We start from the raw sequence: 26,192 nt of genomic DNA on the forward strand, positions 1-26,192 counted from the left end.
CGTTAGTTAGCCGTACTATTGATGGATGCCCGAGCTCAGTCACCGCCGCAGAATGCTGGTGCTCGCGATCTGCTGCATGAGTCTGCTGATCGTCAGCCTGGACAACACCGTCCTCAACGTCGCCCTCCCCTCGATGGCGAAGGAGTTGCACACCTCGGTCTCCGGGATGCAGTGGACGATCGACGCATACACGCTGGTCCTGGCGTCGCTGCTGATGCTCGCAGGGTCGACGGCCGACCGGCTCGGCCGCCGCAGGGTCTTCAAGACGGGGCTCGTGATCTTCACCGTCGGCTCGGTGCTGTGTTCCGTCGCACCGGACCTTCAGTCACTGGTCGTCTTCCGGATGGTGCAGGCCGTCGGCGGTTCGATGCTCAACCCGGTCGCGATGTCGATCATCACCAACACCTTCACCGAGCCCCGCGAGCGCGCCCGGGCGATCGGGGTGTGGGGCGGCGTGGTCGGTATCTCCATGGCCGCGGGGCCGCTGATCGGCGGGGTGCTGGTGGACTCGGTCGGCTGGCGTTCGATCTTCTGGATCAATCTCCCGGTGGGTCTGGCCGCTCTGCTGCTGACCTGGCGCTACGTGCCGGAGTCCCGCGCCCCCAAGGCGCGGCGGCCGGATCCGGTGGGGCAGCTGCTGGTCATGGCGCTGCTCGGCTCGGTGACGTACGCGATCATCGAAGCGCCCTCGGCGGGCTGGACCTCACCGCTGATCCTGACGTTCGCCGCCCTGGCGGTGGCCGCACTCGCCGGGCTTCTGGCGTACGAGCCGAGGCGCCGCGAGCCCCTGATCGACCTGCGCTTCTTCCACAGCGCGCCGTTCAGCGGGGCCACGGTGATCGCGGTCTGCGGATTCGCCGCACTCGGTGGCTTCCTCTTCCTCAACACGCTGTACCTGCAGAACGTCCGCGGCCTCTCCGCGCTGCACGCCGGGCTCTACATGCTGCCGATGGCCGCGCTCACGTTCGTCTGCGCGCCACTGTCCGGCCGGCTGGTGGGCAACCGGGGGCCGCGGCTGCCGCTGCTGATCGCGGGCACCGCGATGGCGCTCAGCGGGCTGGTCTTCGCGATCCTCGACGCGGAGACCAACACGGCGCTGCTTTTCACCGGCTACGTGCTCTTCGGCATCGGCTTCGGCATGGTGAACGCACCGATCACCAACACCGCGGTCTCCGGCATGCCCCGAGCCCAGGCGGGCGTGGCGGCCGCGGTCGCCTCGACCAGCCGACAGGTGGGCTCGACGCTGGGGGTCGCCGTCATCGGTGCCGTACTGGCATCGGGGGTGAGCGGCGTCGCCCACACCGCGGGCTTCGCGGATGCGAGCAGGACGGCCTGGTGGATCATCACCGGGTGCGGGGCCGCCGTCCTGGTGTTCGGACTGCTGACCAGTGGCAGCTGGGCCCGGCGGACCGCGCTGCGAACCGCCGAGCGGCTCGGGGAGCCGGAGACGGCTCAGAGCGTGGCGGGCGTCAAGGCGTAGAGCCGCTCGAGCCGCTCACGGGACTCGGCGTTGGCCGGTACGTAGGCCACCAGCCGGGGGCCGGACTCCGGTCCCAGCCAGAGATTGGTGTGATCCAGCAGCAACGGGCCCACCGCGCTGTTCTGGAAACGCTTGGTCCTGCCGCCGGGGCCGACCACCTCGTGGCGTGCCCAGAGCTCGCGGAACTCGGGCAGCGCCTCCAGCCGTTTCAGCAGCGCCTTCCACGCCGGCTCGGCGAGATGCTCGGCCATCGACGCCCGGAACTTCGCGGCCATCACCCGGTTCATCTCGTCGAGATCGACGACCGAGGAACGCCATTCCTCGTTGGTGTAGGAGAGCAGCATGCAGTTGCGGTCCTCGGGCGCGACGGCGTCGAGGTCGCAGAGCAGCCGGCCGTAGGTCGTGTTGTACGCGAGGATGTCGTAACGGCTGTTCTGGATGGAGGCCGGGATCGGGTCGAGTTGCTCGATCACCGCCGTCAGCGCGGGCGTGATGCTGGGGCAGACGGTGTTGGGCGCCGGGTCGACGGCACCGGACAGCGCGAAGAGGTGGCTGCGCTCGCTCCGGTCGAGGAGCAGAGTGCGGGAGATGGCGTCCAGCACCTGCGGGGAGACCTGGATGTCCCGGGCCTGTTCAAGCCAGGTATACCAGGTGACGCCCACCGCGGAGAGCTGGGCGACCTCTTCGCGGCGCAGCCCCGGGGTACGCCTGCGGGTGCCGCGCGCCAGGCCGACCTGCTCGGGGGTGATGCGTTCGCGGCGGCTGCGCAGGAACTCTGCGAGCTCGTGCCTGCGGACATCGGATGCGGGCGCTACGGTGCTCATGCACTCAGGGTGCCGCAATGCTCAGCCCATTGCCAGGTACTGCTTGTACCAGGATAAGCAGACTCTGGTACCAGGCTGCGAGACGGTGGATTCTCGTCTCCGTGAGCAACACAACGGTACGACCCACCTCATCCGTCACCTCCACCGTCACCCGGCGCGACCACCCCACCCCGGTGCTCGGCACGCTCGGGCTGTTCACGGTGCTGCTCGGGGCGGCGCTGCCACTGATCGACTTCTTCATCGTCAACGTCGCGCTGCCCACCATCGAACACGACCTGGCCGCAGGCCCCGCCATGCTGGAGCTGGTGGTCGCCGGTTACGGCGTCGCGTACGCCGTTCTGCTGGTGCTCGGCGGCCGGCTCGGGGACATGATCGGGCGGCGCCGGCTCTTCCTGCTGGGCATGGCAGCCTTCGGGCTGACCTCACTTGCCTGCGGTCTCGCCCCCGACGCCTGGGCGCTGGTCGGGGCACGGGTGGCGCAGGGCGCCGCGTCGGCGCTGATGCTGCCGCAGGTGCTCGCCACCATCCAGGCCACCACGGCCGGACCCCGGCGGGCCAGGGCGATGGGGCTCTACGGAGCCACCGCGGGCCTTTCCATGGTCGCCGGGCAGATCCTCGGCGGTGTCCTGGTGGCCGCCGATGTCGCCGGGACCGGCTGGCGGTCGATCTTCCTGGTCAACGTGCCGGTTGCGGTCGTCGGCCTGGTCCTTGCCGCTCGCTCCGTGCCTGAGACCAAGTCGCACCGGCCGGCGCCGGTGGACGTCCCGGGGACACTGCTGCTCGGCGTCTCACTGGTCACCCTGCTCGCACCGCTGACCGAGGGCCGGGCGGCCGGCTGGCCGCTGTGGACCTGGATCTCGCTCGCGATCTTCCCGTTCGCCGCGTTCGCTTTCTTCCGCACCGAGCGGGCGGCCGACCGCAGGGGCGAGGTGCCGCTGGTGCCGCCGAGCCTGCTGCGGCTGGACTCGCTGCGGCGCGGGCTGGCGCTGGTGCTGCCGTTCTCCATCGGTTTCGGCGGCTTCATGTTCGTGATCGCGGTCGCGCTGCAGCAGGGGCTGCGGATGGGGCCGGTGACCGCGGGCCTCGCGCTGGTGCCGATGGCAGCCGCGTTCTTCGTGGCCTCGCTGGCCGGGCCCCGGCTGGTCGGCCGGTACGGGAGCCGGGTGGTGACCGCCGGGTCGCTGATCCAGCTCGTGGGGGTCGCGCTACTCGCGGCGACCGTGTGGTGGGGCTGGTCGGACCTGGGCATAGCCGCCCTGGCACCCGGGACCGCCGTGGCCGGCTTCGGCCAGGGCCTGCAACTGCCGGTGCTGATGCGCATCGTGCTCTCCGACGTGCCGTCGGACCGGGCCGGGGTCGGCAGCGGCATGATGACCACCACGCAGCAGGCCGCGCTGGCGCTGGGGGTGGCAACGCTCGGCAGCCTCTTCCTGTCGCTGAACTCCTCGATGGGCATGCGGGAGGCGCTGGCGATCACGCTGCTGCTGCAGCTCGGCACGGTCGCCGTCACCGCGCTGCTCAGCCTGCGGCTGCCGCGCGGCGCGGTGCGGTAGCCCTTCGGGGCGCGGTGGGACAGCGGTGGGCCCGGATCGCGTGGCGCGATCCGGGCCCACCGGTTTCTGTTCTTGCTGCTGTCAGTCCTGCTAGTCGGCCGCGGGGGTCCCGGAGGTCGCGGGGGTTTCCGGCGTCTCGCTTCCCTCCGCGCGCTCGCGCATCTTCCGCAGCAGTTCCTGCTTCTGGTCTGCCGCGGACCTGCGGTCCTCGGCGCCCGCCGCCGCCGAGCTCTGTGCTCCGGAGCGGGGCATCTTCTTGCGCTGCCCGCCCACGCCAAGAAGGTTGTTACGACTCTTTGCCATGCCGGTCAGCGTACCGGGCGCGTCGGGGACGGCCGCACCATTTTTCCGGCCGTCCGGCGCGCCGCGCCCACCCGAATGACAGATATTGAAATATGTCATCTGTCATGCAAGAGTGGGTGCTGACCCGCCCACCCGACCGCGATCACCACGCCATCAGTCCCGGAGGACCGTCCATGGCCACCACCCCCGCCCTCCCCACCCGCCCGCTCGGCTCCACCGGGCCCCAGACCGCCGCGCTCGGCCTCGGCTGCATGGGCATGTCCGGGATGTACGGCGAAACCGACCGTGCCGAGTCGATCGCTACCATCCATGCCGCACTCGACGCCGGGATCACGCTGCTCGACACGGGTGACTTCTACGGGATGGGCCACAACGAACTGCTGATCGGCGAGGCGCTGCGCACCGCGCCCGCCGGCCGCCGCGAACAGACCCTCACCAGCGTCAAGTTCGGCGCCCTGCGCACCGTCGAGGGCGGCTTCACCGGATACGACGGCCGCCCCAACGCGGTCAAGAACTTCGCCGCCTACTCACTCCAGCGGCTCGGCACCGACCACATCGACATCTACCGGATCGCCCGGGTGGACCCGGACGTGCCGATCGAGGAGACCGTCGGCGCCATCGCCGAGCTGATCGAGGCCGGTCACGTCCGGCACGTCGGCCTCTCCGAGGTCGGCGCGGACACCATCCGCCGGGCCGCCTCCGTCGCCCCCATCGCCGACCTGCAGATCGAGTACTCGCTGATCTCCCGGGGCATCGAGGAGGCGATCCTGCCGGTCACCCGTGAGCTGGGCATCGGCATCACCGCGTACGGAGTGCTCTCCCGCGGCCTGATCAGCGGGCACTACACCCGTGACCGCGAGCTGGCCCCCGGCGACTTCCGCGGCATGAGCCCGCGCTTCCAGGGTGAGAACCTCCGGCACAACCTTGATCTGGTGGAAACGCTGCGCAAGATCGCCGAGCAGAAGGGGGTGTCCGTCGCCCAGATCGCCATCGCCTGGGTGCTGGCTCAGGGCGAGGACATCGTGCCACTGATCGGCGCCCGCCGCCGCGACCGGCTGACCGAGGCCATCGGCTCCGTGGACGTGGCGCTGGACGCCGCCGACCTCACCGCCATCGAGCGGGCCGTCCCGGCCGACGCCGCGGCGGGCGATCGTTACCCGGCAGCCCAGATGGCCCACCTCGACAGCGAGCGCTGACCAGCGGGTACGGTCGACTGCGATCCGTCCCCCGAAAGGCAGCGCAGACCCGATGACGCCCGAAGTCCTGACACCCGAGCGCATTCTCCGGGCCACCGAGGATGTGCTGCGCCGCCACGGTCCAGCAAAGGCGACGGTGGTCGATGTGGCTCGGGTGCTGGGCGTCAGCCACGGCAGCGTCTACCGGCACTTCCGCACCAAGGCCGCGCTGCGGGAGGCCGTCACCGAACGCTGGCTGGACCGCACGGTGGTCGAGCTCGCCCAGTACACCGTCCGGCAGGCGGGCCCGGCGCCGGTCCGGCTGGAGGGCTGGCTGACCGCGCTGTTCACCGCCAAGCGGCACAAGGCCGGCGGAGACCCCGAACTGTTCGCCACGTACAACGTGTTGGCCGGCGAGAGCAGCAGCGTGGTGGAGCGCCATGTCGAGGTGCTGACCGAGCAACTCACCCGGATCATCGCGGACGGCTGCCAGGACGGGGAGTTCACGGTCGGCGAGGCCGAACACGCCACTGTGGCCCGCGCGGTCTTCGATGCCACCGACCGCTTCCACGACCCGGTGTACGCGGCGGAGTGGAACAGCCCCGGCATCGAGGACGCGTTCGTAGCCGTACGCAATCTGCTGCTGCGCGGGCTCGCGGCACGCGCCGTCAGCGGCGGTGACGTGACAGCCCCGGGGGAAGCCGGAGAGCAGGACTGAGGGCCGGTTACGCTGCCCGCATGTCCAGTGACAAGCCCGTACGGACCATCGACGCCCGAAGCCTGCGCGCCCTCGCGCACCCGCTGCGGGTGCGCATCCTGGAGTCACTGCGCCGCGACGGGCCTGCGACCTCGACCCGGCTGGCCCGGGAGTTCGGGGAGAACACCGGCACGGTGAGCTGGCACCTGCGGCATCTCGCCGAGCACGGCTTCATCGAGGAGGACGCGGAGCGCGGTACGAAGCGCGAGCGCTGGTGGCGGGCGATCGACGACCGGCAGGTGCTGCACACCGAGCAGTTGCGCAAGGACCCGACGGCACGTGAAGCCGTCGACGTGTATCTGCAAGAGCTGATCCAGCAGCACTTCCAACGGGTGACCGCCTATCTCTCCCAGGCATGGCCGGACGAGTGGGAACGCTCCGGGACCATCTCCAACTGGGACGACCTGCGCCTGACGCCGGACCGGCTGAAGCAACTGAACGCCGAGCTGATGGCCGTGATCGACACCTACTACCCGTCGGCGGACGAGCCGCCCGCGCCCGGGTCGCTGCCGGTCAGTATCCAGATCCAGGCGTTCCCGCGCCGCGAACGCAAGGACTGAGCCGCCGACGGCATCCCGAAGAAATATTGCAGAGACTTCTCTGCAAATGACTGTGCAGAGGAGTCTCTGCAAGGTACCTTCAGGGCCATGACGACGACGGGCACGACCGAGCGCACCGCCCCCCGCAGCCTCCTCCTCCGCAACCGCGACTTCCGGCACCTCTGGACCGGTTCCACCACCGGGAAGTACGGCGCCTCGGTCACCTCGGTCGCTCTCCCGCTGGTCGCGGTCACGATCCTGCACGCCTCCACCTTCCAGGTGGGCCTGCTCACCGCGGTCACCTGGCTGCCGTGGCTGCTCATCGGACTGCCGGCCGGCGCCTGGGTGGACCGACTGCCGCGCCGCCCCGTCATGCTGGTCGCCGACGCCGCCGCACTGCTGCTCTTCGCCGGGATACCCGCGGCCGCCTGGCTGGGACTGCTGACGATCGGCTATCTGCTCGTCACCGCCTTGCTGGTCGGCACAGCCACCGTCTTCTTCCAGACCGCGTACACCGCGCTGCTCCCGCACCTCGTCGCGCCCGAGGACCAGGCGGAAGGCAACTCCAAACTGCACGGCAGTGAGTCAGCGGCCCAGCTCGCCGGATTCGGGACAGGCGGCTTCCTGGTCCAGGCGATCGGCGCGGCCAACGGGCTCTTCGTGAACGCCGCGACGTTCGCGGTGTCCTTCCTCTGCGTCCTGCGCATCAAGTACCGCGAGCCGCGCGGTCCCGTCGCCCCGCGCTCGCGCGGCGCACTCGGCCGGGAGATCCGCACAGGGCTCCGGCTGACCTTCGGTGACCCGTATCTGCGCGCCATGACCGTCAACGGCGGCGCCGCCAACCTGGCCCTGATGGCCTATCAGTCGATCCTGGTGGTCTTCCTGGTCCGCGAGGTCCACCTCTCCTCGGGCGTCATCGGCGCGCTGATGACCGGTGGCGGCATCGGAGGCATCCTCGGCGCCTTCGCCGCCCGCCGCCTCGCCGCCCGCATCGGCACCGCACGCGCCCTGCTCTTCTTCGAACTGCTTCCGTCGCTGGCTCTGCTGATCCCGCTGACCACCCGGGGACCGGGCCTGGTGCTCTTCCTGATCGGCTACATGTCGGTCTCGTTCGGGGTCATCGCGGGCAACATCATCTCCTCGACGTTCCGGCAGCAGTACTGCCCCAAGGAGCTGCTGGGCCGGATCAGCGCGTCCGCCGCCTTCCTCAATTACGGCACCATCCCGCTCGGCGCCCTCCTCGGCGGCGCGCTCGGCGAGGCGCTGGGCACCCGCACCGCACTGTGGATCACCATCGCGGGGCTCCCGGCGGCGGCATCGCTCCTGTGGTTCTCCCCGATCCGCCGCCGGTGCGACCTGCCCACCGCTCTCCCGGCCCCCGGGCCGGCGTCGCAGGGCGAGCCGGAGCCCGCATCACGCTGATGCCTGCACGGCCCGTGAAGCGACGGGGACCACGCTGTCAGTGGCCGCCGTTACCGTGAGTGGTGACTGGCTTACTCCATGGGGAAGGCGCATGATGACTCCTGCTGGACATGCAGGAGGAAACCACCGTCTTCCAGTCGCCCTCAGCCAGGGGATACGCCTCGCATCTCACCCTCCCCTTCGGTGAGAATCGGTGAGAAGGTGCATATCCCGGCGCCCTTCACTATCGATCTCGACACCGGCGGCTTCGCAGCCCCGGTCGAGGAAGCGCAGGACGGAGGAAGCGCGGCACACGGCAGGTCTGTGAGCCCGAAACGGCGGCCCCGGCCCCACCGAAGCGGGACCGGGGCCGCCGGTCAGTTCACGTACAGGCGTTCAGCAGCCCAGCAGGTGGCTGCCCAGGTACGACTGGATCTGGTCCAGCGAGACGCGGTCCTGCTTCATCGTGTCGCGCTCGCGGACGGTCACCGCGTTGTCGTCGAGCGTGTCGAAGTCGACGGTGACACAGAACGGCGTACCGATCTCGTCCTGACGGCGGTAGCGGCGGCCGATGGCACCCGCGTCGTCGAACTCGATGTTCCAGTTCTTGCGCAGGTCGGTCGCCAGACCCTTGGCCTTTGGCGAGAGCTGCGGGTTGCGGGACAGCGGGAGCACCGCGACCTTGACCGGTGCCAGGCGCGGGTCGAGGCGCATCACGGTGCGCTTCTCCATCACGCCCTTGGCGTTGGGCGCCTCGTCCTCGTTGTACGCGTCGAGCATGAAGGCCAGCATGGTGCGGCCGACACCCGCCGCGGGCTCGATGACGTACGGCGTCCAGCGCTCGCCCTTCTCCTGGTCGAAGTAGGAGAGATCGGTGCCGGAGGCCTTGGCGTGCGCGGAGAGGTCGAAGTCGGTGCGGTTGGCGACGCCTTCCAGCTCGCCCCACTCGCCGCCGCCGAAGCGGAAGCGGTACTCGATGTCAGCGGTGCGCTTGGAGTAGTGGGAGAGCTTCTCCTTCGGGTGCTCGAACCACCGCATGTTCTCCTCACGCAGGCCCAGGTCGCGGTACCAGTTCCAGCGCTGCTCCATCCAGTATTCCTGCCACTGCTCGTCCTCGCCCGGCTTGACGAAGAACTCCATCTCCATCTGCTCGAACTCACGGGTGCGGAAGATGAAGTTGCCCGGAGTGATCTCGTTCCGGAAGGACTTGCCCATCTGCGCGATGCCGAACGGCGGCTTCTTGCGCGAAGTCTGCTGCACCTGGCCGAAGTTGGTGAAGATGCCCTGGGCGGTCTCCGGACGCAGGTAGGCGACGGAGCCGCTGTCCTGGGTCGGGCCGAGGTGGGTGGAGAGCAGACCGGAGAAGTTCTTGGGCTCGGTGAAGGTGCCCTTGTTTCCGCAGTTGGGGCAGTTGAGGTCGGCGAGGCCGTTCGCGGGCAGGTGGCCGTGCTTCTCCTCGTACGCCTCCTCCAGGTGGTCCGCGCGGAAGCGCTTGTGACAGGAGGTGCACTCGGTCAGCGGGTCGGAGAAGGTCGCCACATGGCCGGAGGCTTCCCAGGTCTCGGAGGCCAGGATGACCGACGAGTCGAGACCGACCACGTCCTCGCGCGAGGTGACCATGTAGCGCCACCACTGACGCTTGATGTTCTCCTTCAGCTCGACACCCAGCGGCCCGTAGTCCCAGGCGGCTCGCTGGCCGCCGTAGATCTCACTGGAGGGGTAGACGAAGCCACGGCGCTTGCTCAGGCTGACGATGGTGTCGATCTTGTCGGCGGCCACGGTGCTCTCTTCATTACGACGATGACGAACAGCGGAATGCTTCAGGTTACCGGCGGCTGCACCCCCCGGATCAAATCGGTTCCCGCTCGGGGCCGGGATCGGCCGGCCCCGGGGCCCGGATCGGCTGCCGAGAGGTGCTTGTTGACAATCGTTTCCAGTTTTGTTGAAAATGACTGTCATGAACGTAAGTCGCCTCATACCCGCCGCCGCCGTCTCCGGAGCAGTCGCTCTCGGCATGGTCCTGCTCTCCGCCTGTTCCGGTTCCCCCACCGCGGCGGACCGCAGCGACGGCAAGCTCGACGTGGTGGCGTCGTTCTATCCGCTGCAGTACCTGACCCAGCAGATCGGCGGTGACCACGTCTCGGTCACCGATCTGACGAAGCCCGGCGTCGAGCCGCACGATCTCGAGCTCAGCCCGAAGCAGACCGTCGCGCTCTCCGGCGTCGACGCGATCGTCTACCTCAAGGGGCTGCAGCCGGCCGTCGACGAGGCGATCAAGCAGTCCGGCGTCAGGCACACGGCCGACGCCGCCTCCATGGTCACGCTCGAGAAGCACGGCACCGAGGTGGACGGCCACCACCACACCACGGGCAACAACGACTCGCACTCGCAGACCGAGGCGGGGGCCGATCCGCACGTCTGGCTCGACCCGGTGCGGTTCGCCCGGATCGCCCAGGGCGTGAACAAGACGCTCGCCGCCGCCGACCCGGCCCACCGGGCGGACTATCAGAAGAACACCGACGCCCTGGTCAAGAAGCTCGACGCGCTCAACAAGCAGTACACCGACGGGCTCAAGAACCGCACGTCCGACACCTTCATCACCACCCACGCGGCCTTCGGCTACCTCGCCGAGCGCTACGGCCTCACCGAGGAGGCCATCAGCGGCATCGACCCGGAGAGCGAACCGAGCATCTCGCGCATGAGGGACCTGCACACGCTCGCCGCCGAACACCACGTGTCCACGGTGTTCTTCGAGACGATCGCCGACCCCGACACCGCGAAGACCCTGGCCGGCGACCTGCACGTCAAGACGGACGTACTGGACCCGCTCGAGGGAATCACCGGCAAGTCCAAGGGCGATGACTACATCGAGGTCATGCAGTCCAACCTCGTCGCGCTCCAGAAGGCACTCGGCGCGAAGTGACAGAAACGATCCCGGCCCCGGAGGCACGCCTTATGGAGCACGAAACCGTTATTTCCCTGCGGCGAGCGACAGCCAGCCTCGGCTCGCGCCCGGTGCTGCGCGGCATCGACCTCACCGTGCACCACGGCGAAGTCGTCGCCCTGCTCGGCGCCAACGGTTCGGGCAAGTCGACCGCCGTCCGCGCGGTGATCGGGCAGGTCCCGCTCACCGGCGGCGGGATCGAACTCTTCGGCACGCCGCTGGCCCGCTTCCGGGACTGGGCCCGCATCGGTTACGTGCCGCAGCGCACCACCGCGGCCGGCGGGGTGCCCGCGACCGTGCGCGAGGTCGTCGCCTCCGGGCGGCTGTCCCGTACGAAGCTGAAGTGGCCGTCCAGGGCGGACCGGGCCGCGGTCGCGCGGGCCATCGAGCTTGTGGGGCTCACCGACCGTACGGGCGACTCGGTGAACGCCCTCTCCGGCGGCCAGCACCAGCGGGTCCTGATCGCCCGCGCGCTGGCCTCCGAACCCGAACTGCTGATCATGGACGAGCCGATGGCGGGCGTCGACCTGGCCAGCCAGGAGATCCTCGCCTCGACCCTGCGCGAGCAGGTCGCCGCGCGGACGACCGTGCTGCTGGTGCTGCACGAACTGGGTCCGCTGGAGCCGCTGATCGACCGGGCCGTTGTACTGCGCGACGCCTGCGTCACCCATGACGGGCCTCCGCCGGAGGCCGTCGGACAGCACGCTCTCCCTGGTCACGACCATGTACACCCCCACTCCTCGGCCGTCGAGCCGGCCCGCACAGGACTGCTGAGCTGACCATGGAAATCCTGCAGAGCGTTCTCATGCAGCGGGCCCTGCTCGCCGCTGTCCTGGTCGGGATCACGGCCCCCGCCATCGGCATCTACCTCGTCCAGCGCCGCCAGGCCCTGATGGGCGACGGCATCGGGCACATCGCCATGACCGGCGTCGGGCTGGGCTTTCTGCTGAACAGCAGCCCGGTGTGGATGGCGACCCTGGTCTCGGTCCTCGGCGCGGTCACCATGGAGCTGATCCGCTCCTACGGGAGGATGCGGGGCGACGTGGCGCTGGCGATGCTCTTCTACGGCGGTATGGCGGGCGGTGTGCTGCTGATCAACATCTCCTCCACCGGTTCCACCGCCAACCTCTCCTCGTACCTCTTCGGCTCGCTGGCCACCGTCTCCAGCAGCGAAGTGACGTCGATCTGTCTGCTCGCCGCCTTCGTGGTGCTGGTCACGGTCGGGCTGCGCAGGCAGCTCTTCGCGGTCAGCCAGGACGAGGAGTTCGCCCGGGTCACCGGGCTTCCGGTGCGGGCGCTCAATCTGCTGATCGCGGTGACCGCCGCCGTCACCGTCACCGTCGCCATGCGCGTGGTCGGGCTGTTGCTGGTCAGCGCGCTGATGGTGGTTCCGGTGGCGGCGGCCCAGCAGCTGTCGAAGTCGTTCGCACTGACCTTCACACTGGCCGTCGTCATCGGCACGGCCGCGACCCTGTCCGGAACCGTCGTCTCCTACTACCAGGACGTCCCGCCCGGCGCGACAATTGTGTTGCTGGCCATCGGCGTCTTCATCGCCCTGACCGCGTTGGCCACCCCGCTGGCGAGGCGGCGCGCACGGGCCGTCGAGGCGGCCGACGCCGGGCGCGACATCCCGGTGCCGGCCATGCGGGAGCCGAGGGACTCGGTCGGAGCCTGACCGAGCTGGCACAATGGCCCGACATATCTGCGGGCGACGGACGGCAAGGAGGCACCTGTGACAGCGGGAGCACCAGTACGGGGCCGGTCGACCCGGCAGCGGGCCGCGGTGGCTGCGGCACTCGACGAGGTGGACGAGTTCCGCAGTGCGCAGGAGCTGCACGATGTCCTCAAGCACCGCGGCGACTCGGTCGGCCTGACCACGGTCTACCGCACCCTGCAGTCACTCGCCGACGCGGGCGAGGTCGATGTGCTGCGCACCGGCGACGGCGAGTCCGTCTACCGGCGCTGCTCGACCGGTGAGCATCATCACCATCTGGTCTGCCGGGCGTGCGGCAAGGCGGTCGAGGTGGAGGGGCCCGCGGTGGAGAAGTGGGCCGAGTCCATCGCGGCGCAACACGGGTATGTGAACGTGGCGCACACGGTGGAGGTCTTCGGGACCTGTGCCGACTGTGCGGGCTCCTTGGCGGAGGACGGCCGGGGTTGAGCTGAGCCCCTTGGACGCCCTCCGGGCGAGGACAGGCTTGGAATTCGGGCTCAGCCCAGAACAAGCCCGTCCGGCGATTGAGGACCGGGGGTGCGGGGGCGGAGCCCCCGGTTATGCCGGCGGTGCCTCCTCGATCGCGCCGCCGAAGCGGCGGTCGCGCTGGGCGAACTCCAGGCAGGCCCGCCACAGGTCGCGCCGGTCGAAGTCCGGCCACAGGACGTCCTGGAAGACCATCTCGGCGTAGGCGCTCTGCCAGATCAGGTAGTTGGACGTACGCTGCTCGCCGCTCGGGCGCAGGAAGAGGTCCACGTCCGGCATGTCCGGGTAGTAGATGTACTTCGCGAACGTCTTCTCGTTGACCTTCGACGGATCGAGCTTCCCCGCCGCCACGTCCCGTGCGATGGCCTGCGCCGCGTCGGCGATCTCCGCGCGGCCGCCGTAGTTGACGCAGAAGTACAGCGTCATCGCATCGTTGGTCCTGGTCTGTTCCTGCGCGACCTGCAGCTCCTCGACGACCGACTTCCACAGCTTGGGCATCCGGCCCACCCAGCGGATACGGATGCCGAGCTCGTCCATCTCGTCACGCCTGCGCCGGATGACATCGCGGTTGAAGTTCATCAGGAAGCGCACCTCGTCGGGTGAGCGCTTCCAGTTCTCGGTGGAGAAGGCGTACAGCGAAAGGTTCTTGACGCCCATCTCGATACAGCCGTTGAGCACTTCCAGCACGGTGGACTCGCCCACCTTGTGCCCCTCGGTGCGCGGCAGCCCCCGGTCCTTGGCCCAACGGCCGTTGCCGTCCATCACGATCGCGACGTGGTTCGGGACCAGCTCGCCGGGGATCTTCGGTGGGCGCGCGCCGGACGGGTGCGGCTCCGGCACCTTGTACTCGCGCTTGCCGCGCCCCAGAATGCCGCGTCGTGCCATGAGCTCGTCTTCCTCTCACTACTTCTCTACGTACCGCATCGAGCGCAGTCCACGCTCCAGGTGCCAGTGCAGATAGGCGGACACCAGCCCGCTCCCCTCCCTGACATGCCGCGGCTCGGCCGCGTCGGCCGTCGTCCAGTCCCCGGTCAGCAGCGCACTGAGCAGCCCGACGGCCTCCGCAGAGGGTACGACGCTGCCGGGCACCCGGCAGTCGCCGCACACCACTCCGCCGCTTGCCACCGAGAAGAAACGGTTGGGCCCTTCCAGGCCGCACTTCGCACAGTCGTCGAAGCTGGGGGCGTAGCCGTTGACGGCGAGTGAGCGCAGCAGAAACGCGTCGAGGATCAGATGCGGCGCGTGCTCCCCCCGGGACAGTGTGCGCAGCCCACCGACCAGCAGCAGATACTGCTGCACGGACGGCTCGCCCTCATGGTCGGTGAAGCGTTCCGCGGTCTCCAGCATGGCCGTGCCGGCGGTGTAGCGAGCGTAGTCCCCGGCGATGGTGCCACCGTACGGAGCGATGGTCTCACTCTGCGTGCACAACGGGAGCCCGCGCCCGACGAGTTCACTGCCGCGCGCGAAGAACTGCACATCGACATGGGAGAACGGCTCTAGCCGCGCGCCGAACTTCGACTTCGTACGCCGCACCCCCCGCGCGACGGCGCGCACCCGCCCGTGGCCGCGGGTCAGAAGCGTGATGATGCGGTCGGCCTCACCGAGCTTCTGGGTCCGCAGCACGATGCCGTCGTCCCGGAACAGACTCATGGGGTCCATTGTCCCGTACGGGCGACACGCGCGGCGCCGTGGCACGATTCCCGAAGCGGCGGCTCCCGGGCGCCCGCGCTCACACAGTGTGATGCTGCCAACTGAACGTAGCCATGATCGCGTCGAAGAGTTCAACGAGCAGCAGCGCGAACTCACCATCCGGATCACCGTCGCCCGGCGTCGAAAAAGCGATGCTGAGCCATCGGCCGGAATTCCCCGGCACCAGCAGCACATAGTCGACGTGGCGCGCCGTCTCCTTGGCCCCTTGTTCAAGAGTGGTCGTGCGAAGACGTTCACTTCGAGCGCCCGCCGAGCCGTCGACATCAGCCGCGCGGAAGTCGGCATCCTCCGTGAGCCGTCGGAGCATGTCCCCCGCTTCCACGGACTCGCCCCCGGGCAGTCGCATTTCCGAAACGACAATCGAACAGGGGGTCGCGACCCCGCCCCGCAGTGACGTGGGCAGGTACAGGTCGACCCCGCCACTCCTCGCTGCCTGTGCGGCAACCTCCCGCAGCTTTCCTTCAATTTTCAATCGGTACTTGCCCATCTCGTCACGCGGGATATCCTCGTGCGCCCCCTGGAATACCTGCTTCGCCGCACGACGTACTGCGTCTTCCGACCCGTTCCGCAGTGGGATCCGCACCCAGCCGGGCGGCAGTACGAGTGAGTAACCAGCAATGGACATCGGCTGCTTCGAGTCAACGCTCATGGTCGATCAGCCTACTGACCCAGCGAGGCGATCCATCACCGCCGCCCGTCGGACCGGCCTACACACCCCGACCGTCGACGTGGGCCTACTTGACCGGGGACGAGGCTCTGCGAAATGGTGATCATTCATGAGGGAGGGCAACGCATGGCTGACGAATCGAACTTGAAGGTGGACTACGACCTTCTGACGGATACAGAGCGGTCGTTGAAGAACATCAGGCGCGAGTTCAGGAAGTGCGGGACCAGGCAGGACGAGCTCGCCGAGGACGTCGGAGCCAAGCACCTCAGTGACGCCATGCACGAGTTCGCGGACAACTGGTCCGGCAACCGCAAGCAGATGCTGTCGAATCTCGATGACGTCCTCAAGTTGGTGACCACGACCAGGGAAAGTTTCGAGTCGACGGATAATAAGCTCGCGCGTCAGGCCAAGGGTCCGCGGTAAGCGAGCTTCGGGGGAGCGCACCATGGGAACAGGGACAAAGAGGCGTCCGACCGACTGGCAACCACTCGGGGACACGGATCCGACGCCGGGCGACGTGGATGGCGTGACCGCAGGCCAGAAGAACATGCAGGCCACGGCTGCGGAAATCCGCCTGCAGATCAAAAAGCTCAAGACCATCAGTGACGACAAGACGCTCAAAGGCAAGTACGTCGACGAACTGCAGAGCGGCGCGGACAAGTTCCGCGGCAAGCTGGAGAAATCAGCGGGCCGGTACGAGCGGGTCTCTGCGCAACTCGAAAAATGGGCGACAGACCTCAAATTCATACAAACCTCGACGGCAGACGCCTTGAGCTCGGCGAAGAGCGCCCAGGCGGACATCAAAAAGCTGGTGGGGAGCACGGATCCGGACTCGGAGGCGGCAAAGAAGGCCGAAGACGAACTGGACTCGCACAAGAAGGAACAACTTCACCGGGCCCGTAGCGATCTCGCGGCGGCGCAAAGAAAATACCAGCATGCGATTGAATCCTATGACACTCAGTCGAAGAACATCGCCAAGAAAATTCGCGACATTATCGATGATGCGCTGGAAGACGGGTTCTGGAGCTGGGTCTCCAACATCATCGAAGCAAATATCGACGCAATCAAAATCACACTCGAAGTCATCGGATACGTCGCAACAATCGCCGCCATAGTTGCGCTCGCCATTACGGTCCTCGCAGCCTGCATTGTCATGCCAGAACTCCTCCTGGCCCTAGCCCCCATGCTGCTGACCTTCGGCACCGTGGCCTCCGTCGTCTCGCTGGGAATGCACACCCTCATGGCCGCCACCGGCAACGGCGGCTGGGGAGATGTCGGGTTCGACATCCTGGGCCTGCTCACCTTCAAGGCGGGCGGCGCGGTAGCGCGCGGCGTGGAAGAGGGCGCGGCCGCCACGCAACGGGCCTCCACCCAGGCAGCCCGCAGGGCAACTGCGGACGCGATGGCAAACAGCCCGAAGAGGGAGGCGCTCAAGCTTGCGGTCCAGCAAGCGAAGGGAAAAAACGCCAGAAGAGCTGCATCGAAGAACCTCAAGGCTTACAACGTGAAGCTCAAGGCGAAGGGCGCTGCACAACAGTTGCCGAAACCGACCGCTCGTGAAGTTCTTAACGCCGGTGGCGATCCGAAAACTGCGGCACAGCTGAAATATGCAGCGAGAGAAGAAGCCAAACGGGGCTCCGATACAGCGACGCTTAAAGCGGCACGTCAGACCTCCCGGGCAGGTGCACAAAATCTCAGTCTATTCGTGAGCGGAACCGCAATAGACCTGGGCGACAAGGCAGTAGGAAGCAGCGATATTTCCCCCAGTAAGCCAAACATCAAGCCCTACAGCGATGCGAAAGACTGGAACTTTTACAATTCCGGCCTATACGACTACGCTCCATAAGGAATAGGTTACATGAGCTGGCTCAGCACCGACGAAGAGTTCGAGTATTGGGTGGAACTACCGTCCAATATTTCCTGGGAGAACACATCTTGGGGAAGTGAGAAAGAGTGGGCTAAATTCGCAGCGGAAACTCTTCTTTTCTTTAACAATCTCCCCAAGAAACGAAGCGAAGTCAAGCGCCTATCTAAAATTCTCATCGGCGCACGTCAGGTTTACGAAGAAACAGCAATCGGAACCGAACACTTTTTGTATTTTTCTAGCCCGCAGGAAGATTTGCGCCTTTCCTTGCATATTTCCTACTGGCCAGCGGAAGGAGAGCGATCGAGCACGTTGCGGAGACTTGCACGTGCCGATAGCCCCGACGTAGTCATTCCGCCTCAGACTGAAGTAGTTGAGACAGAACACTTGGGATCGGGATTGCGTTCACGGAATCATGTGATGCTCCCCGACGAAACCGTTTCCATTAATCTTTGGTACGCCTTTCGCGACGATCAACGCAACCTAGATCTGGTGATTCTCGTCTCCTCAGAACACCTCGGGAGGCTCGCCGCAGCCGAACCGCACATTGATGAGTTCGTTCGCGGCGTCAAGTTCGTCGACGAGTACGAAGAAGTGTGAGGCTCGACGCAGGCACAGGGATGCGCCGACCACAGTCCTCCGCGCCTTCCGTCGCACTGACCACCACCGAGCGGAGCCAGTCGGCGTCCTGGAGGGTCCACTGCTCGTACCTCATCAAATGAGGATCCCGTCAGGCTCGGTTTGTCCGCCTGCTCAAGGGCCGTGACGTCGCGCATCTGGATCACGAAGCACCCCGCAGAGTAGGTGAGGTCCCGGGGCGTTCGGATAGCTCGGATCCCCGTCGATGACGCGGTTGCGGCAATCGCCGCACACGCCGGCGCCATAGCCTCATCTCCGCCCGGTTGAAACCTCAGCGTTCTGGATTTCCCTAATCCCTGGGGCAGGCTTCGCTCCCGTCACCGACTTCGAAACGGTCGTGGCTATCAGTCCGGTCTCAGCGGGCGACCTCCGATCGAAGGATGGCGCTGAGAGCACGGGACGCCCGCCCAAAGGGCGCCCTCCGGGATACGTGAAGCTTGAACCAAGCGTGACCAAGGCGAAACATTCGCCGCAACGGGCAGCCGCCTCAGCCCCAGGCCCCCAGGCAACCGACCACCCTCGCGCCGCTACCCCTCCCACTTCCCCAGCATGTTCGTCCCAAAAGCCACAAGTGTCCGGTGCTCTGTAGTGGGTTCGCTCTGGTGAAACCAAGTACCGTCCGGATAGCGTCAATTACCTATAGTCCGCAATCGCCCCACCGGGAGTCGCCTGTGAACCGCCGATCTTTGCCCGTTGCCGCCGCGCTCACGACTGCAGCGACCCTCCTCCTCACCGCGTGCGGCGGCGGTGGTGACAGCAAGTCCAAGGACTCGGACAAGATCGCGGGCGCCGACACGGGAACGTCGAAGCCCTCCTCACCCAGCCCGTCGGCTTCGACGGCTCCCGGGCGGCCGAAAGTTACCCTGCCAGCAGACCTGAAGATGGTCTTCGAACCGGCAAGAACCGGCGACCCTGCACAGGATGCAGTCCTGGCCGATGGTGCGGAGCGCATGCGAGCGGTCAACGGAGCCATCACAGGCGGCGACCCAAAATACGCAGCCGTGAATTTCTATAACAAGGGAAGGGCGCTTGAAGCAGCCTCGACTTGGATCGAGAAATTCAAGAAGGCCGGATATTCCTTGACAGGTTCCATCAACTATTTCGACCGTAAAGCCACCGTCAAAAACGACTCGGCGTCTCTGATTTTCTGCGCAGACGAGAGCAAAGCGTACTCAAAGGTAATCAAGACCGGCAAAGCAAAGATGACCGTGCCATCGAAGAACGACTTCATCCTCTACAACACTGAACTCGAAAAGAACAGTGACGGAGTCTGGCAAACCACCCGTATCGTTTCGACGGCAGGAGCGGCGAAATGCGTGCAGTGAGTAGGTCAGCGCTCGTTCTATGCGCATTCTCAGGAATCCTACTAGTGATGAGTTCTCTCGATGCATGGGCTGGAGTAACCTCGCCTGATGGCAGTCGCGAGTCCGACGCCTCCACGTCCGGAAGCGCCCAGGACGACGGTGACCATGGGACGATTTCCGCTTCAGCAGGCGTCAAATTTAACCGCTCCAATAATGGAACGGGTCCGACCGTTGGCCCGGTCGTCGCGGCAGGCAATTGGACACCTCCGCCGTGCTGGTATGCCCCGAAGTACTCCCCTGCCGAACTCAAGGCATACCTCGAGCCCATCTGGGAGGCCCCGTCCACGGGATCCCAGTGGGACCTTACACAACGTAATCACTACGTAAACGGAGACGGAAAGGACGGCGACTACAAGGACTTCAACAAAGCCAAAACCGGCAAGGGCTACTGGTGGGACTCCTACGTCGACCACTCACGCATCGGAGAACCAGGCGCGCTGTCCTGCGACAAACCCATCTTCTGGGTGGACAAGGGTGACCCACCACCCGCAGACATCCCAGAGGCCATCACCCCCGAAATCCTGTCGCAGCTCGCCTACGCCGAAATCCGCGTTCCCGACACCAAGGTCACGCTCGCCCCGAGTGGCGCGACCAAGGTGAACCTCCCCACCTGGGCCTGGCTCGACAAGACCGACTTCAAGCCCGTCTCCGTCGCCGCCTCAGTGCCGGTACTGAACATCCAGGCCACGACGACCGCCACACCGGTCTCTCTGAAGATCGAACCTGGCACGTCGGACGCCGATTTGTACCCCGCATCCGGAGAATGCGCCATCAACGCCGACGACTCCATCGGCACCCCCTACGTCAAGGGCAACGCCGACAAAACCCCGCCCTGCGGCGTCACGTATCTCCGCGCCTCGGGCAACAACGGGCCGTACAAGCTCAAAGCCACGATCACCTGGAAGATCAGCTGGACCGGCACCGGGCACCCCGCCTCGACTGCGCTCCCCACCGGAACCTTCGGCACCACCCAAGACGTCACCGTCGACGAAATCCAAGCCATCAACCGCTGACCTCGACAGCAGTCCGCGGCCCCCTGCCGCCGCATGACGCCCCCGCTGTCGAGACCGGGTCAGACACCAGGCGGATTCCCTCCGCGCCTGTCATTCCCAGAAACCCGTGCGCCGTACGATATTTGACGTACGTCGTCGGAATTGACCCGCTCCCCGCTTGCGCCGTCACGCTCCCGAAGCCCGGGGTTCGAGGGCCAAGCTTCGAGCGCCGGAACAGGAGCGCCGGGACGCGAGCTTCGGGACCCGAGATTCCTCCTTTACCGGGTAGGTAGGGGGTTGGGAAAGCCTCCCCGCCTCCCCACCGTCCTAACGGTGAGGAAATATGACTAACCGGGACCAACTTGCGGCGCGCGGGCGCGGCTGCCTACGGTGCGTGCAACTAAACGACCCCGACGTGGTGTTATCAGCACCAAGCCAGGGTCTGACCCCAAGATCGAAGTGAGCGATCCCGTGGCTGTCCAGAACTTTAGCGCTGCCCTGCGCGCCCCCGCATCATTACCCGCCCACCCGATGGCGGCCCCCGGCTACGGCAAGCGGTCGGCCCCCGGCCAGGCTCCCCGCCGACCCGACGACTTCCTGCTGCTGCCGGAGCGCGAGCGCTACATCGCTGCTTTCGTCGACCGGCTCCCCGACGGCGCCGCGATGACGATCAAGACCCTCGCCAAGCAACTCCCGCCCTACGGCCAGCAGGCCGTCAGCACCGCGCTCACCGCACTGTCCGTCGCAGGCCATCTGCGCCGAGTGCGCTGCATTGCCAGGACCGGCGACCAGGTCCGCTGGGTGTTCCGGACGCTCTGGTCACGGACCGCCCGTGACAACGAGTGGTGGATGACGTTCCTCGCCGCCGAGGCCGGCCGCGCCGCAGCCGAAGACCTGGACCCCGCGCCGCCGGCACCCGATTCAGCCCCGGCACCGACAGAGGCGCCGGCCCCTGGGCCGCCAGTCACTGCTGAGCCCGCCACCCTGCCCGCGCCGCCCGCGCCCGTCGTGCCGCAACAGCCGGAGCCAGACCCGGGCCGCCCCTCACCCGCCTACCTGGCACTGGCCCAACTCGGCTGCGCAGACCACCGCCTGGCCCTCTCAGCGGCCGACTGCGAGGAGCTGGAGAGCCTCGCGAAACAATGGCTGGCGCGCGGAGTGACACCGGCGTACCTCGTCCACGTCCTCACCGCCGGGCTACCCGCCGGACCCATCAACTCGCCCCTCGGCTTCGTCCGCCGCCGCCTCACACACAAGATGCCGCCACACCAGCCCCCGGCCCGCAAACCCGGTGCGCCCACCCCTCGCGTGATGGTGGAATGCACCACATGCGGCACCCCCGGCCGCCCCGAAGCCCTGCCCGACGGCCTCTGCCGCCCATGCCGCATCGCCTCACCCGGCGCGCAGCCAACCACCACCGGCACCCAGCCCCAGACCCAGACCGACACCGGACCCGACGTCCACGACCGGGTCGCAGCCCTCCGCGCCCTGGCACGCACCCCTTGAGGGTTGTGCCGACTGCAGCGCTCGCCCAGGCCGGAGATCGTGCTGAACGGCCCGCGAGCCGTCGGAGAATCCACCCTGCTCGCCGCACTCGGCCGCGCGAGCGGAAGCACGATTCTCGCTCTCGATGTGCCGTCGCAACGAGAAGCGGTCCAGGAGGATCCGACGCCGTACGCCGCGGCCCCCTCGCCGGTGCTCGTCGAGCGTGCCGTCCGGACGGCCGGTCGGTTCAGGACGGCATACGGGCCGCGGCCACCAGCAACCGGGTGGTGTCATCGGCGCAGAGCTGCAACGCCCCGCCGATGGTGGCCAGTACCTCGCGCTCCGCCGGGCTGTACGGGCCGTCCGCCAGAGCGATACGGGCGCCCTGCAGCAGAATGGATTCGCGGCCCACCGGCGCCAGATGCGGCGCCAACGGCTGCAGCGCCTCGTGGAGTTCGATGGTGAGCGCCGCACCGCACGGCTCGGCGTCGGTGAGGAAGCGGCCGGTGTCGGCGGCGAGCGCGTCGACCAGGGCGGTCAGCTGCTCCTCCGTGCACTCGTCGAACCCGGCGGCCCTGACGATGGCGACGGCGGTCTCGGTGACCGTGTGCGAGGAGATGCCACCTGCGGTGAGGACGGCGAGGGTGACGGTGTGCACGGCGTCGCGCAGCATCGCGGAAAAGCGCGTGGTGGTGGGGTGGTCGAGGGCCTCGGTGGAGAAGTGGGCCTCGCAGGCCGTGCATTCGACGAACGGCCCGGTGCGACCCCGGGACAGCAGCGGCAGGCCGAGGACGGTGAGACGGCGATGGCCGGTGACACGGCGGTAGTTGCGGTCTCCTCCGCAGTCGGCGCAGAAGAACTCGCCGTCGCCGACGGTGTCCCAGGAGGTGCGGACGGCCCAGATGATCGACTTCTTGCCGCTTCGTCCCTTGCTTGGCAGCACGGCTCACCTCCGTAACACCTCGGCATCATTGCCGCGTGCACGTGATGTTAGCCACATTGGCGATCTGACGTCAGCCCCTGACCCGAGATCACTCGGCCCCGGCCACCGTCGCGGGTGGCCGGGGCCGGTAGAAACGCCAGGTCACTGAGGGTTCACGTCGCGGGACCGAATCGGAACAGATAATCGGGTCCGAGCGGACGGTCCCCGGTGGTGATCATGGCTCACTGGTCGTGGCCCGGTGATCGACGGGTCAGCGGGCGGCCCGGTTGACCGCGGAGACGACCGCCTTCAGTGAGGCGCGCGTGGTGTTGGCGTCGATGCCGATGCCCCACATGACCTTGCCGTCGATCGCGCACTCGATGTACGAGGCGGCCAGCGCGCTGGCGCCCTCGCTCATCGTGTGCTCCTGGTAGTCCAGCAGCCGTGCGTCCACGCCCGTGTCGGCCAGCGCCGCGAAGAACGCGGAGATCGGGCCGTTGCCGGTGCCCGTCAGCGCGGTCTCCTGACCGTCCACGACCGCCTCGACGGTCAGGGTGTCCCGGCCGTCGGTGTCGGTGGTGGTCTGGCCGGAGCGCAGCTGGATACGGCCCCACTGGGACGCCGGGTTGCCGGGGCTGGGCAGATACTCGTCCTGGAAGATCGACCAGATGTCCTGCGGGGTCACCTCGCCGCCCTCGGCGTCGGTCTTGGCCTGGATGATCTTCGAGAACTCGATCTGCATCCGGCGCGGCAGGTCCAGCTTGTGCTCGTTCTTCAGGACGTAGGCGATACCGCCCTTGCCGGACTGCGAGTTGACCCGGATGACGGCCTCATAGGAACGCCCCACGTCCTTGGGGTCGATCGGCAGGTACGGGACGGCCCACTCGATGTCGTCGACCGTCTTGCCCTGCGCCGCCGCTTCGGTCTCCATGGCGTCGAAGCCCTTCTTGATGGCGTCCTGGTGGGAGCCGGAGAAGGACGTGTAGACCAGGTCGCCCGCGTAGGGGTGGCGGGGGTGGATCTCCATCTGGTTGCAGTACTCGGCGGTGCGGCGCACCTCGTCGATCTGCGAGAAGTCGATCTGCGGGTCGACGCCCTGGCTGAACAGGTTCATCCCCAGGGTGACCAGGTCGACGTTGCCGGTGCGCTCGCCCTGCCCGAACAGGCAGCCCTCGATGCGGTCCGCACCCGCCATGATGGCCAGTTCGGCGGCGGCGACGGCCGTGCCGCGGTCGTTGTGCGGGTGTACCGACAGGCAGACGTGCTCGCGGCGGGACAGCTTGCGGGACATCCACTCGAACCGGTCCGCGTGCGTCGACGGCGTCGAACGCTCCACGGTGGCCGGCAGGTTCAGGATGATCTCGCGGCCGGCCTCGGGCTGCCAGACGTCCATGACGGCCTCACAGACCTCCAGGGCGAAATCCAGCTCGGTGTCGGTGAAGATCTCCGGGCTGTACTGGTAGCCGAAGGTCGTCTCGGGCCCCAGGATCTTCTCCGCGTACTCCACCACCAGCCGGGTGCCGTCCACCGCGATCTGCTTGATGTCGTCCTTCGAACCGCGGAAGACCACCCGGCGGAAGGTGGGCGCGGTGGCGTTGTACAGGTGCACGGTGGCCCGGCGCGCGCCGCGCAGCGACTCGACGGTGCGCTCGATCAGGTCCTCGCGGGCCTGGGTGAGGACCGAGATGGTCACGTCCTCGGGGATCGCGCCCTCTTCTTCGATGATGGAGCGCACGAAGTTGAAGTCGGTGTCGCCGGAAGCGGGGAAGCCGACCTCGATCTCCTTGTAACCCATCTTCACCAGCAGATCGAACATCTCGCGCTTGCGGGCGGGCGACATGGGATCGATCAGGGCCTGGTTGCCGTCCCGCAGGTCGGTGGACAGCCAGCGCGGGGCCCGGGTGATCCGGTTCTCGGGCCAGGTGCGGTCCGGGATCTCCACCGCTTCGTACGGGCGGTACTTGTGCACCGGCATGCCGGACGGCTGCTGCATCTGGGTGGCGTTGGTGATCGGCGTCGGATTCGACATCTGCGTAGGGCTCCTCGGGTGTCCAACGGAAGAGGCCGACTGGGTCTCGCTGCAGCACCAGACTCCGCGGGGAGGGGGTCGGCCTACGACTACAGGCCCTCGCCGCGGCAGCTAAGGAGAAGCAGCCCGAAACGCATGATGTCCGGCAGCCTAGCGGAGCGGCGCCCGGAATGCCGCTGCCGTATCACCATGCGGGATGCCGGAGGGGTAACGGCCACCCGGTATTGATCACTCGTTTTCGGCAATCCGCTTCACAACAGGTGACATGGCTGCCACACAGTGCCACATTGCAGGACATGAACGCGCATCCCGTCTTCTGCACGATCGTGCCGCCCCACATCCTCGAGAAGCTGGCGGCCGCCGACGACCCCGCCGTATCGGGACCGGCCCGCCGCACTCTCCAGGCGGACGCCGGCCACCGCAGCCGCCGGCTCGCCGCCACCCTCGTCGCGCCCGGCGCCACCCCCGGCGACACCCCGCAGCGCACGGTGTACGACGCCGGGCACCGTACCGGTCTGCCCGGCAGGAAGGTGCGCGGCGAGGGCGACGAGGCCGTCAAGGACGCGACCGTCAACCGGGCGTACGCCGGGCTCGGTGCGACCTTCGCCCTGTACCTCAAGGCGTACGGGCGGCACTCCATCGACGGCAGCGGTCTGCCGCTCGACGCGAGCGTCCACTACGACCAGAAGTACAACAACGCCTTCTGGGACGGCCGGCAGATGGTCTTCGGTGACGGCGACGGCGAGATCTTCCTCGACTTCACCATCCCGGTGGACGTCATCGGCCATGAACTCACCCACGGCGTGACCCAGTACACCGCGAACCTCGACTACTCCGGCCAGTCCGGCGCGCTCAACGAGTCGGTATCGGACGTGTTCGGCTCCCTCATCAAGCAGTACGCCCTGGACCAGACGGCCGACCGGGCCGACTGGCTGATCGGCGCCGGGCTTCTCGCGCCCGGTGTCTCCGGTGTGGCGCTGCGCTCGATGAAGGCCCCGGGGACCGCGTACGACGATGACGTACTCGGCAAGGACCCGCAGCCGGCCACCATGCGCGACTACGTCACCACGGACGACGACAACGGCGGGGTGCACCTCAACTCCGGCATCCCCAACCACGCGTTCTACCTGCTGGCCACGGCCCTCGGTGGCAAGGCCTGGGAGCGGGCCGGGCAGGTCTGGTACGACACCCTGACCGGCGGCGAACTGCCGGCCGCCGCAAGCTTCGCGGACTTCGCCCGGCTGACCGTGGCCGCCGCCCGGGCCCGGTTCGGCAGCGGCGATGAGCAGGAGGCCGTCGTGAAGGCCTGGTCCACGGTCGGTGTCCCGACGGGCGCGTAACGAG

The 26,192-nt window shown here is 67.5% G+C and carries 25 protein-coding genes; 17 read left to right on the forward strand and 8 right to left on the reverse strand.

The genetic code is table 11. The features are described from left to right. Positions 1–25: 25 nt before the first annotated feature. Positions 26–1,480: an MFS transporter gene (locus AB0M87_RS03990; RefSeq protein WP_365849939.1), complete on the forward strand. Its 1,455-nt coding sequence runs from the start codon at positions 26–28 to the stop codon at positions 1,478–1,480. Here the strand turns inward: AB0M87_RS03990 and AB0M87_RS03995 are convergent. Continuing rightward, positions 1,453–2,304, reverse strand: a complete 852-nt coding sequence (locus tag AB0M87_RS03995; RefSeq protein WP_365849940.1) for a helix-turn-helix transcriptional regulator — start codon at positions 2,302–2,304, stop codon at positions 1,453–1,455. The two genes, AB0M87_RS03990 and AB0M87_RS03995, sit on opposite strands and share 28 nt — an antisense overlap. Before the next feature lie 101 nt (positions 2,305–2,405). Here AB0M87_RS03995 and AB0M87_RS04000 point away from each other — a divergent pair, with 101 nt between their 5' ends. Then, a complete protein-coding gene (locus AB0M87_RS04000) occupies positions 2,406–3,857 on the forward strand; it encodes an MFS transporter (protein ID WP_365849941.1) in 1,452 nt (483 codons plus the stop codon). 90 nt (positions 3,858–3,947) lie between these two features. Here AB0M87_RS04000 and AB0M87_RS04005 read toward each other — a convergent pair whose 3' ends face one another. Next, positions 3,948–4,160: a DUF6243 family protein gene (locus AB0M87_RS04005; protein ID WP_365849942.1), complete on the reverse strand. Its 213-nt coding sequence runs from the start codon at positions 4,158–4,160 to the stop codon at positions 3,948–3,950. A 173-nt stretch (positions 4,161–4,333) separates the two neighbouring features. On the opposite strand from AB0M87_RS04005, the gene AB0M87_RS04010 reads away from it, so the two are divergent. The 4 genes from AB0M87_RS04010 to AB0M87_RS04025 all read left to right on the forward strand — a co-directional run bounded on the left by AB0M87_RS04010 (position 4,334) and on the right by AB0M87_RS04025 (position 8,053). Further along, positions 4,334–5,356 (forward strand): aldo/keto reductase, encoded by a 1,023-nt coding sequence (locus tag AB0M87_RS04010; RefSeq protein WP_365849944.1) that lies wholly within the window; start codon positions 4,334–4,336, stop codon positions 5,354–5,356. Positions 5,357–5,408: 52 nt separating this feature from the next. Further along, the gene (locus AB0M87_RS04015; protein ID WP_365849946.1) at positions 5,409–6,053 is read left to right on the forward strand and encodes a TetR family transcriptional regulator; all 645 of its coding nucleotides are present in this window, start codon (positions 5,409–5,411) and stop codon (positions 6,051–6,053) included. Between the two features lie 20 nt (positions 6,054–6,073). After that, on the forward strand, positions 6,074–6,652 hold the full coding sequence (locus tag AB0M87_RS04020; RefSeq protein ID WP_365849948.1) for a helix-turn-helix domain-containing protein: 579 nt from the start codon (positions 6,074–6,076) through the stop codon (positions 6,650–6,652). Positions 6,653–6,739: 87 nt separating this feature from the next. Continuing rightward, positions 6,740–8,053: an MFS transporter gene (locus AB0M87_RS04025; RefSeq protein ID WP_365849950.1), complete on the forward strand. Its 1,314-nt coding sequence runs from the start codon at positions 6,740–6,742 to the stop codon at positions 8,051–8,053. A gap of 375 nt (positions 8,054–8,428) precedes the next feature. Here AB0M87_RS04025 and AB0M87_RS04030 read toward each other — a convergent pair whose 3' ends face one another. Next, positions 8,429–9,811 (reverse strand): glycine--tRNA ligase, encoded by a 1,383-nt coding sequence (locus AB0M87_RS04030; RefSeq protein WP_365849951.1) that lies wholly within the window; start codon positions 9,809–9,811, stop codon positions 8,429–8,431. 178 nt (positions 9,812–9,989) lie between these two features. On the opposite strand from AB0M87_RS04030, the gene AB0M87_RS04035 reads away from it, so the two are divergent. The 4 genes from AB0M87_RS04035 to AB0M87_RS04050 are packed head-to-tail and all read left to right on the forward strand — an operon-like array spanning position 9,990 to position 13,137. Further along, positions 9,990–10,955, forward strand: a complete 966-nt coding sequence (locus AB0M87_RS04035) for a metal ABC transporter substrate-binding protein (protein ID WP_365849953.1) — start codon at positions 9,990–9,992, stop codon at positions 10,953–10,955. 32 nt (positions 10,956–10,987) lie between these two features. Beyond that, positions 10,988–11,755: an ATP-binding cassette domain-containing protein gene (locus tag AB0M87_RS04040; RefSeq protein ID WP_365849954.1), complete on the forward strand. Its 768-nt coding sequence runs from the start codon at positions 10,988–10,990 to the stop codon at positions 11,753–11,755. A 2-nt stretch (positions 11,756–11,757) separates the two neighbouring features. Continuing rightward, positions 11,758–12,651 (forward strand): metal ABC transporter permease, encoded by an 894-nt coding sequence (locus AB0M87_RS04045; protein WP_365849955.1) that lies wholly within the window; start codon positions 11,758–11,760, stop codon positions 12,649–12,651. Positions 12,652–12,708: 57 nt separating this feature from the next. Continuing rightward, positions 12,709–13,137 (forward strand): transcriptional repressor, encoded by a 429-nt coding sequence (locus AB0M87_RS04050; RefSeq protein WP_365849957.1) that lies wholly within the window; start codon positions 12,709–12,711, stop codon positions 13,135–13,137. Positions 13,138–13,248: 111 nt separating this feature from the next. On the opposite strand, the gene AB0M87_RS04055 is transcribed toward AB0M87_RS04050, so the two are convergent. The 3 genes from AB0M87_RS04055 to AB0M87_RS04065 all read right to left on the reverse strand — a co-directional run bounded on the left by AB0M87_RS04055 (position 13,249) and on the right by AB0M87_RS04065 (position 15,535). Next, entirely contained in the window at positions 13,249–14,061 is an 813-nt protein-coding gene (locus AB0M87_RS04055; RefSeq protein WP_365849958.1) for an isoprenyl transferase, read from the reverse strand. A gap of 18 nt (positions 14,062–14,079) precedes the next feature. Then, a complete protein-coding gene (recO, locus tag AB0M87_RS04060; protein ID WP_365849960.1) occupies positions 14,080–14,826 on the reverse strand; it encodes a DNA repair protein RecO in 747 nt (248 codons plus the stop codon). Between the two features lie 79 nt (positions 14,827–14,905). Further along, positions 14,906–15,535, reverse strand: a complete 630-nt coding sequence (locus AB0M87_RS04065) for a hypothetical protein (RefSeq protein ID WP_365849962.1) — start codon at positions 15,533–15,535, stop codon at positions 14,906–14,908. A 144-nt stretch (positions 15,536–15,679) separates the two neighbouring features. Between AB0M87_RS04065 and AB0M87_RS04070 the strand changes: the two genes are divergently transcribed. From AB0M87_RS04070 to AB0M87_RS04095, 6 genes are all read left to right on the forward strand, one after another. Continuing rightward, positions 15,680–15,976, forward strand: a complete 297-nt coding sequence (locus tag AB0M87_RS04070; protein WP_365849964.1) for a hypothetical protein — start codon at positions 15,680–15,682, stop codon at positions 15,974–15,976. 22 nt (positions 15,977–15,998) lie between these two features. After that, positions 15,999–17,399 (forward strand): hypothetical protein, encoded by a 1,401-nt coding sequence (locus tag AB0M87_RS04075; RefSeq protein ID WP_365849966.1) that lies wholly within the window; start codon positions 15,999–16,001, stop codon positions 17,397–17,399. Between the two features lie 12 nt (positions 17,400–17,411). Continuing rightward, the gene (locus AB0M87_RS04080) at positions 17,412–18,017 is read left to right on the forward strand and encodes a hypothetical protein (RefSeq protein WP_365849967.1); all 606 of its coding nucleotides are present in this window, start codon (positions 17,412–17,414) and stop codon (positions 18,015–18,017) included. 710 nt (positions 18,018–18,727) lie between these two features. After that, positions 18,728–19,381 (forward strand): hypothetical protein, encoded by a 654-nt coding sequence (locus AB0M87_RS04085; protein WP_365849969.1) that lies wholly within the window; start codon positions 18,728–18,730, stop codon positions 19,379–19,381. 47 nt (positions 19,382–19,428) lie between these two features. Next, the gene (locus AB0M87_RS04090) at positions 19,429–20,433 is read left to right on the forward strand and encodes a hypothetical protein (protein WP_365849970.1); all 1,005 of its coding nucleotides are present in this window, start codon (positions 19,429–19,431) and stop codon (positions 20,431–20,433) included. A gap of 450 nt (positions 20,434–20,883) precedes the next feature. Further along, the gene (locus AB0M87_RS04095) at positions 20,884–21,918 is read left to right on the forward strand and encodes a MarR family transcriptional regulator (protein ID WP_365849972.1); all 1,035 of its coding nucleotides are present in this window, start codon (positions 20,884–20,886) and stop codon (positions 21,916–21,918) included. 226 nt (positions 21,919–22,144) lie between these two features. Here AB0M87_RS04095 and AB0M87_RS04100 read toward each other — a convergent pair whose 3' ends face one another. Further along, the gene (locus AB0M87_RS04100; protein WP_365849973.1) at positions 22,145–22,840 is read right to left on the reverse strand and encodes a TerB family tellurite resistance protein; all 696 of its coding nucleotides are present in this window, start codon (positions 22,838–22,840) and stop codon (positions 22,145–22,147) included. A 250-nt stretch (positions 22,841–23,090) separates the two neighbouring features. Further along, positions 23,091–24,848, reverse strand: a complete 1,758-nt coding sequence (gene leuA, locus AB0M87_RS04105; RefSeq protein WP_365849975.1) for a 2-isopropylmalate synthase — start codon at positions 24,846–24,848, stop codon at positions 23,091–23,093. A gap of 296 nt (positions 24,849–25,144) precedes the next feature. Between leuA and AB0M87_RS04110 the strand changes: the two genes are divergently transcribed. Then, entirely contained in the window at positions 25,145–26,188 is a 1,044-nt protein-coding gene (locus tag AB0M87_RS04110; protein ID WP_365849977.1) for a M4 family metallopeptidase, read from the forward strand. Positions 26,189–26,192 lie beyond the last annotated feature (4 nt).

This window comes from Streptomyces sp. NPDC051320 (assembly GCF_040682175.1).
GTDB lineage: Bacteria > Actinomycetota > Actinomycetes > Streptomycetales > Streptomycetaceae > Streptomyces.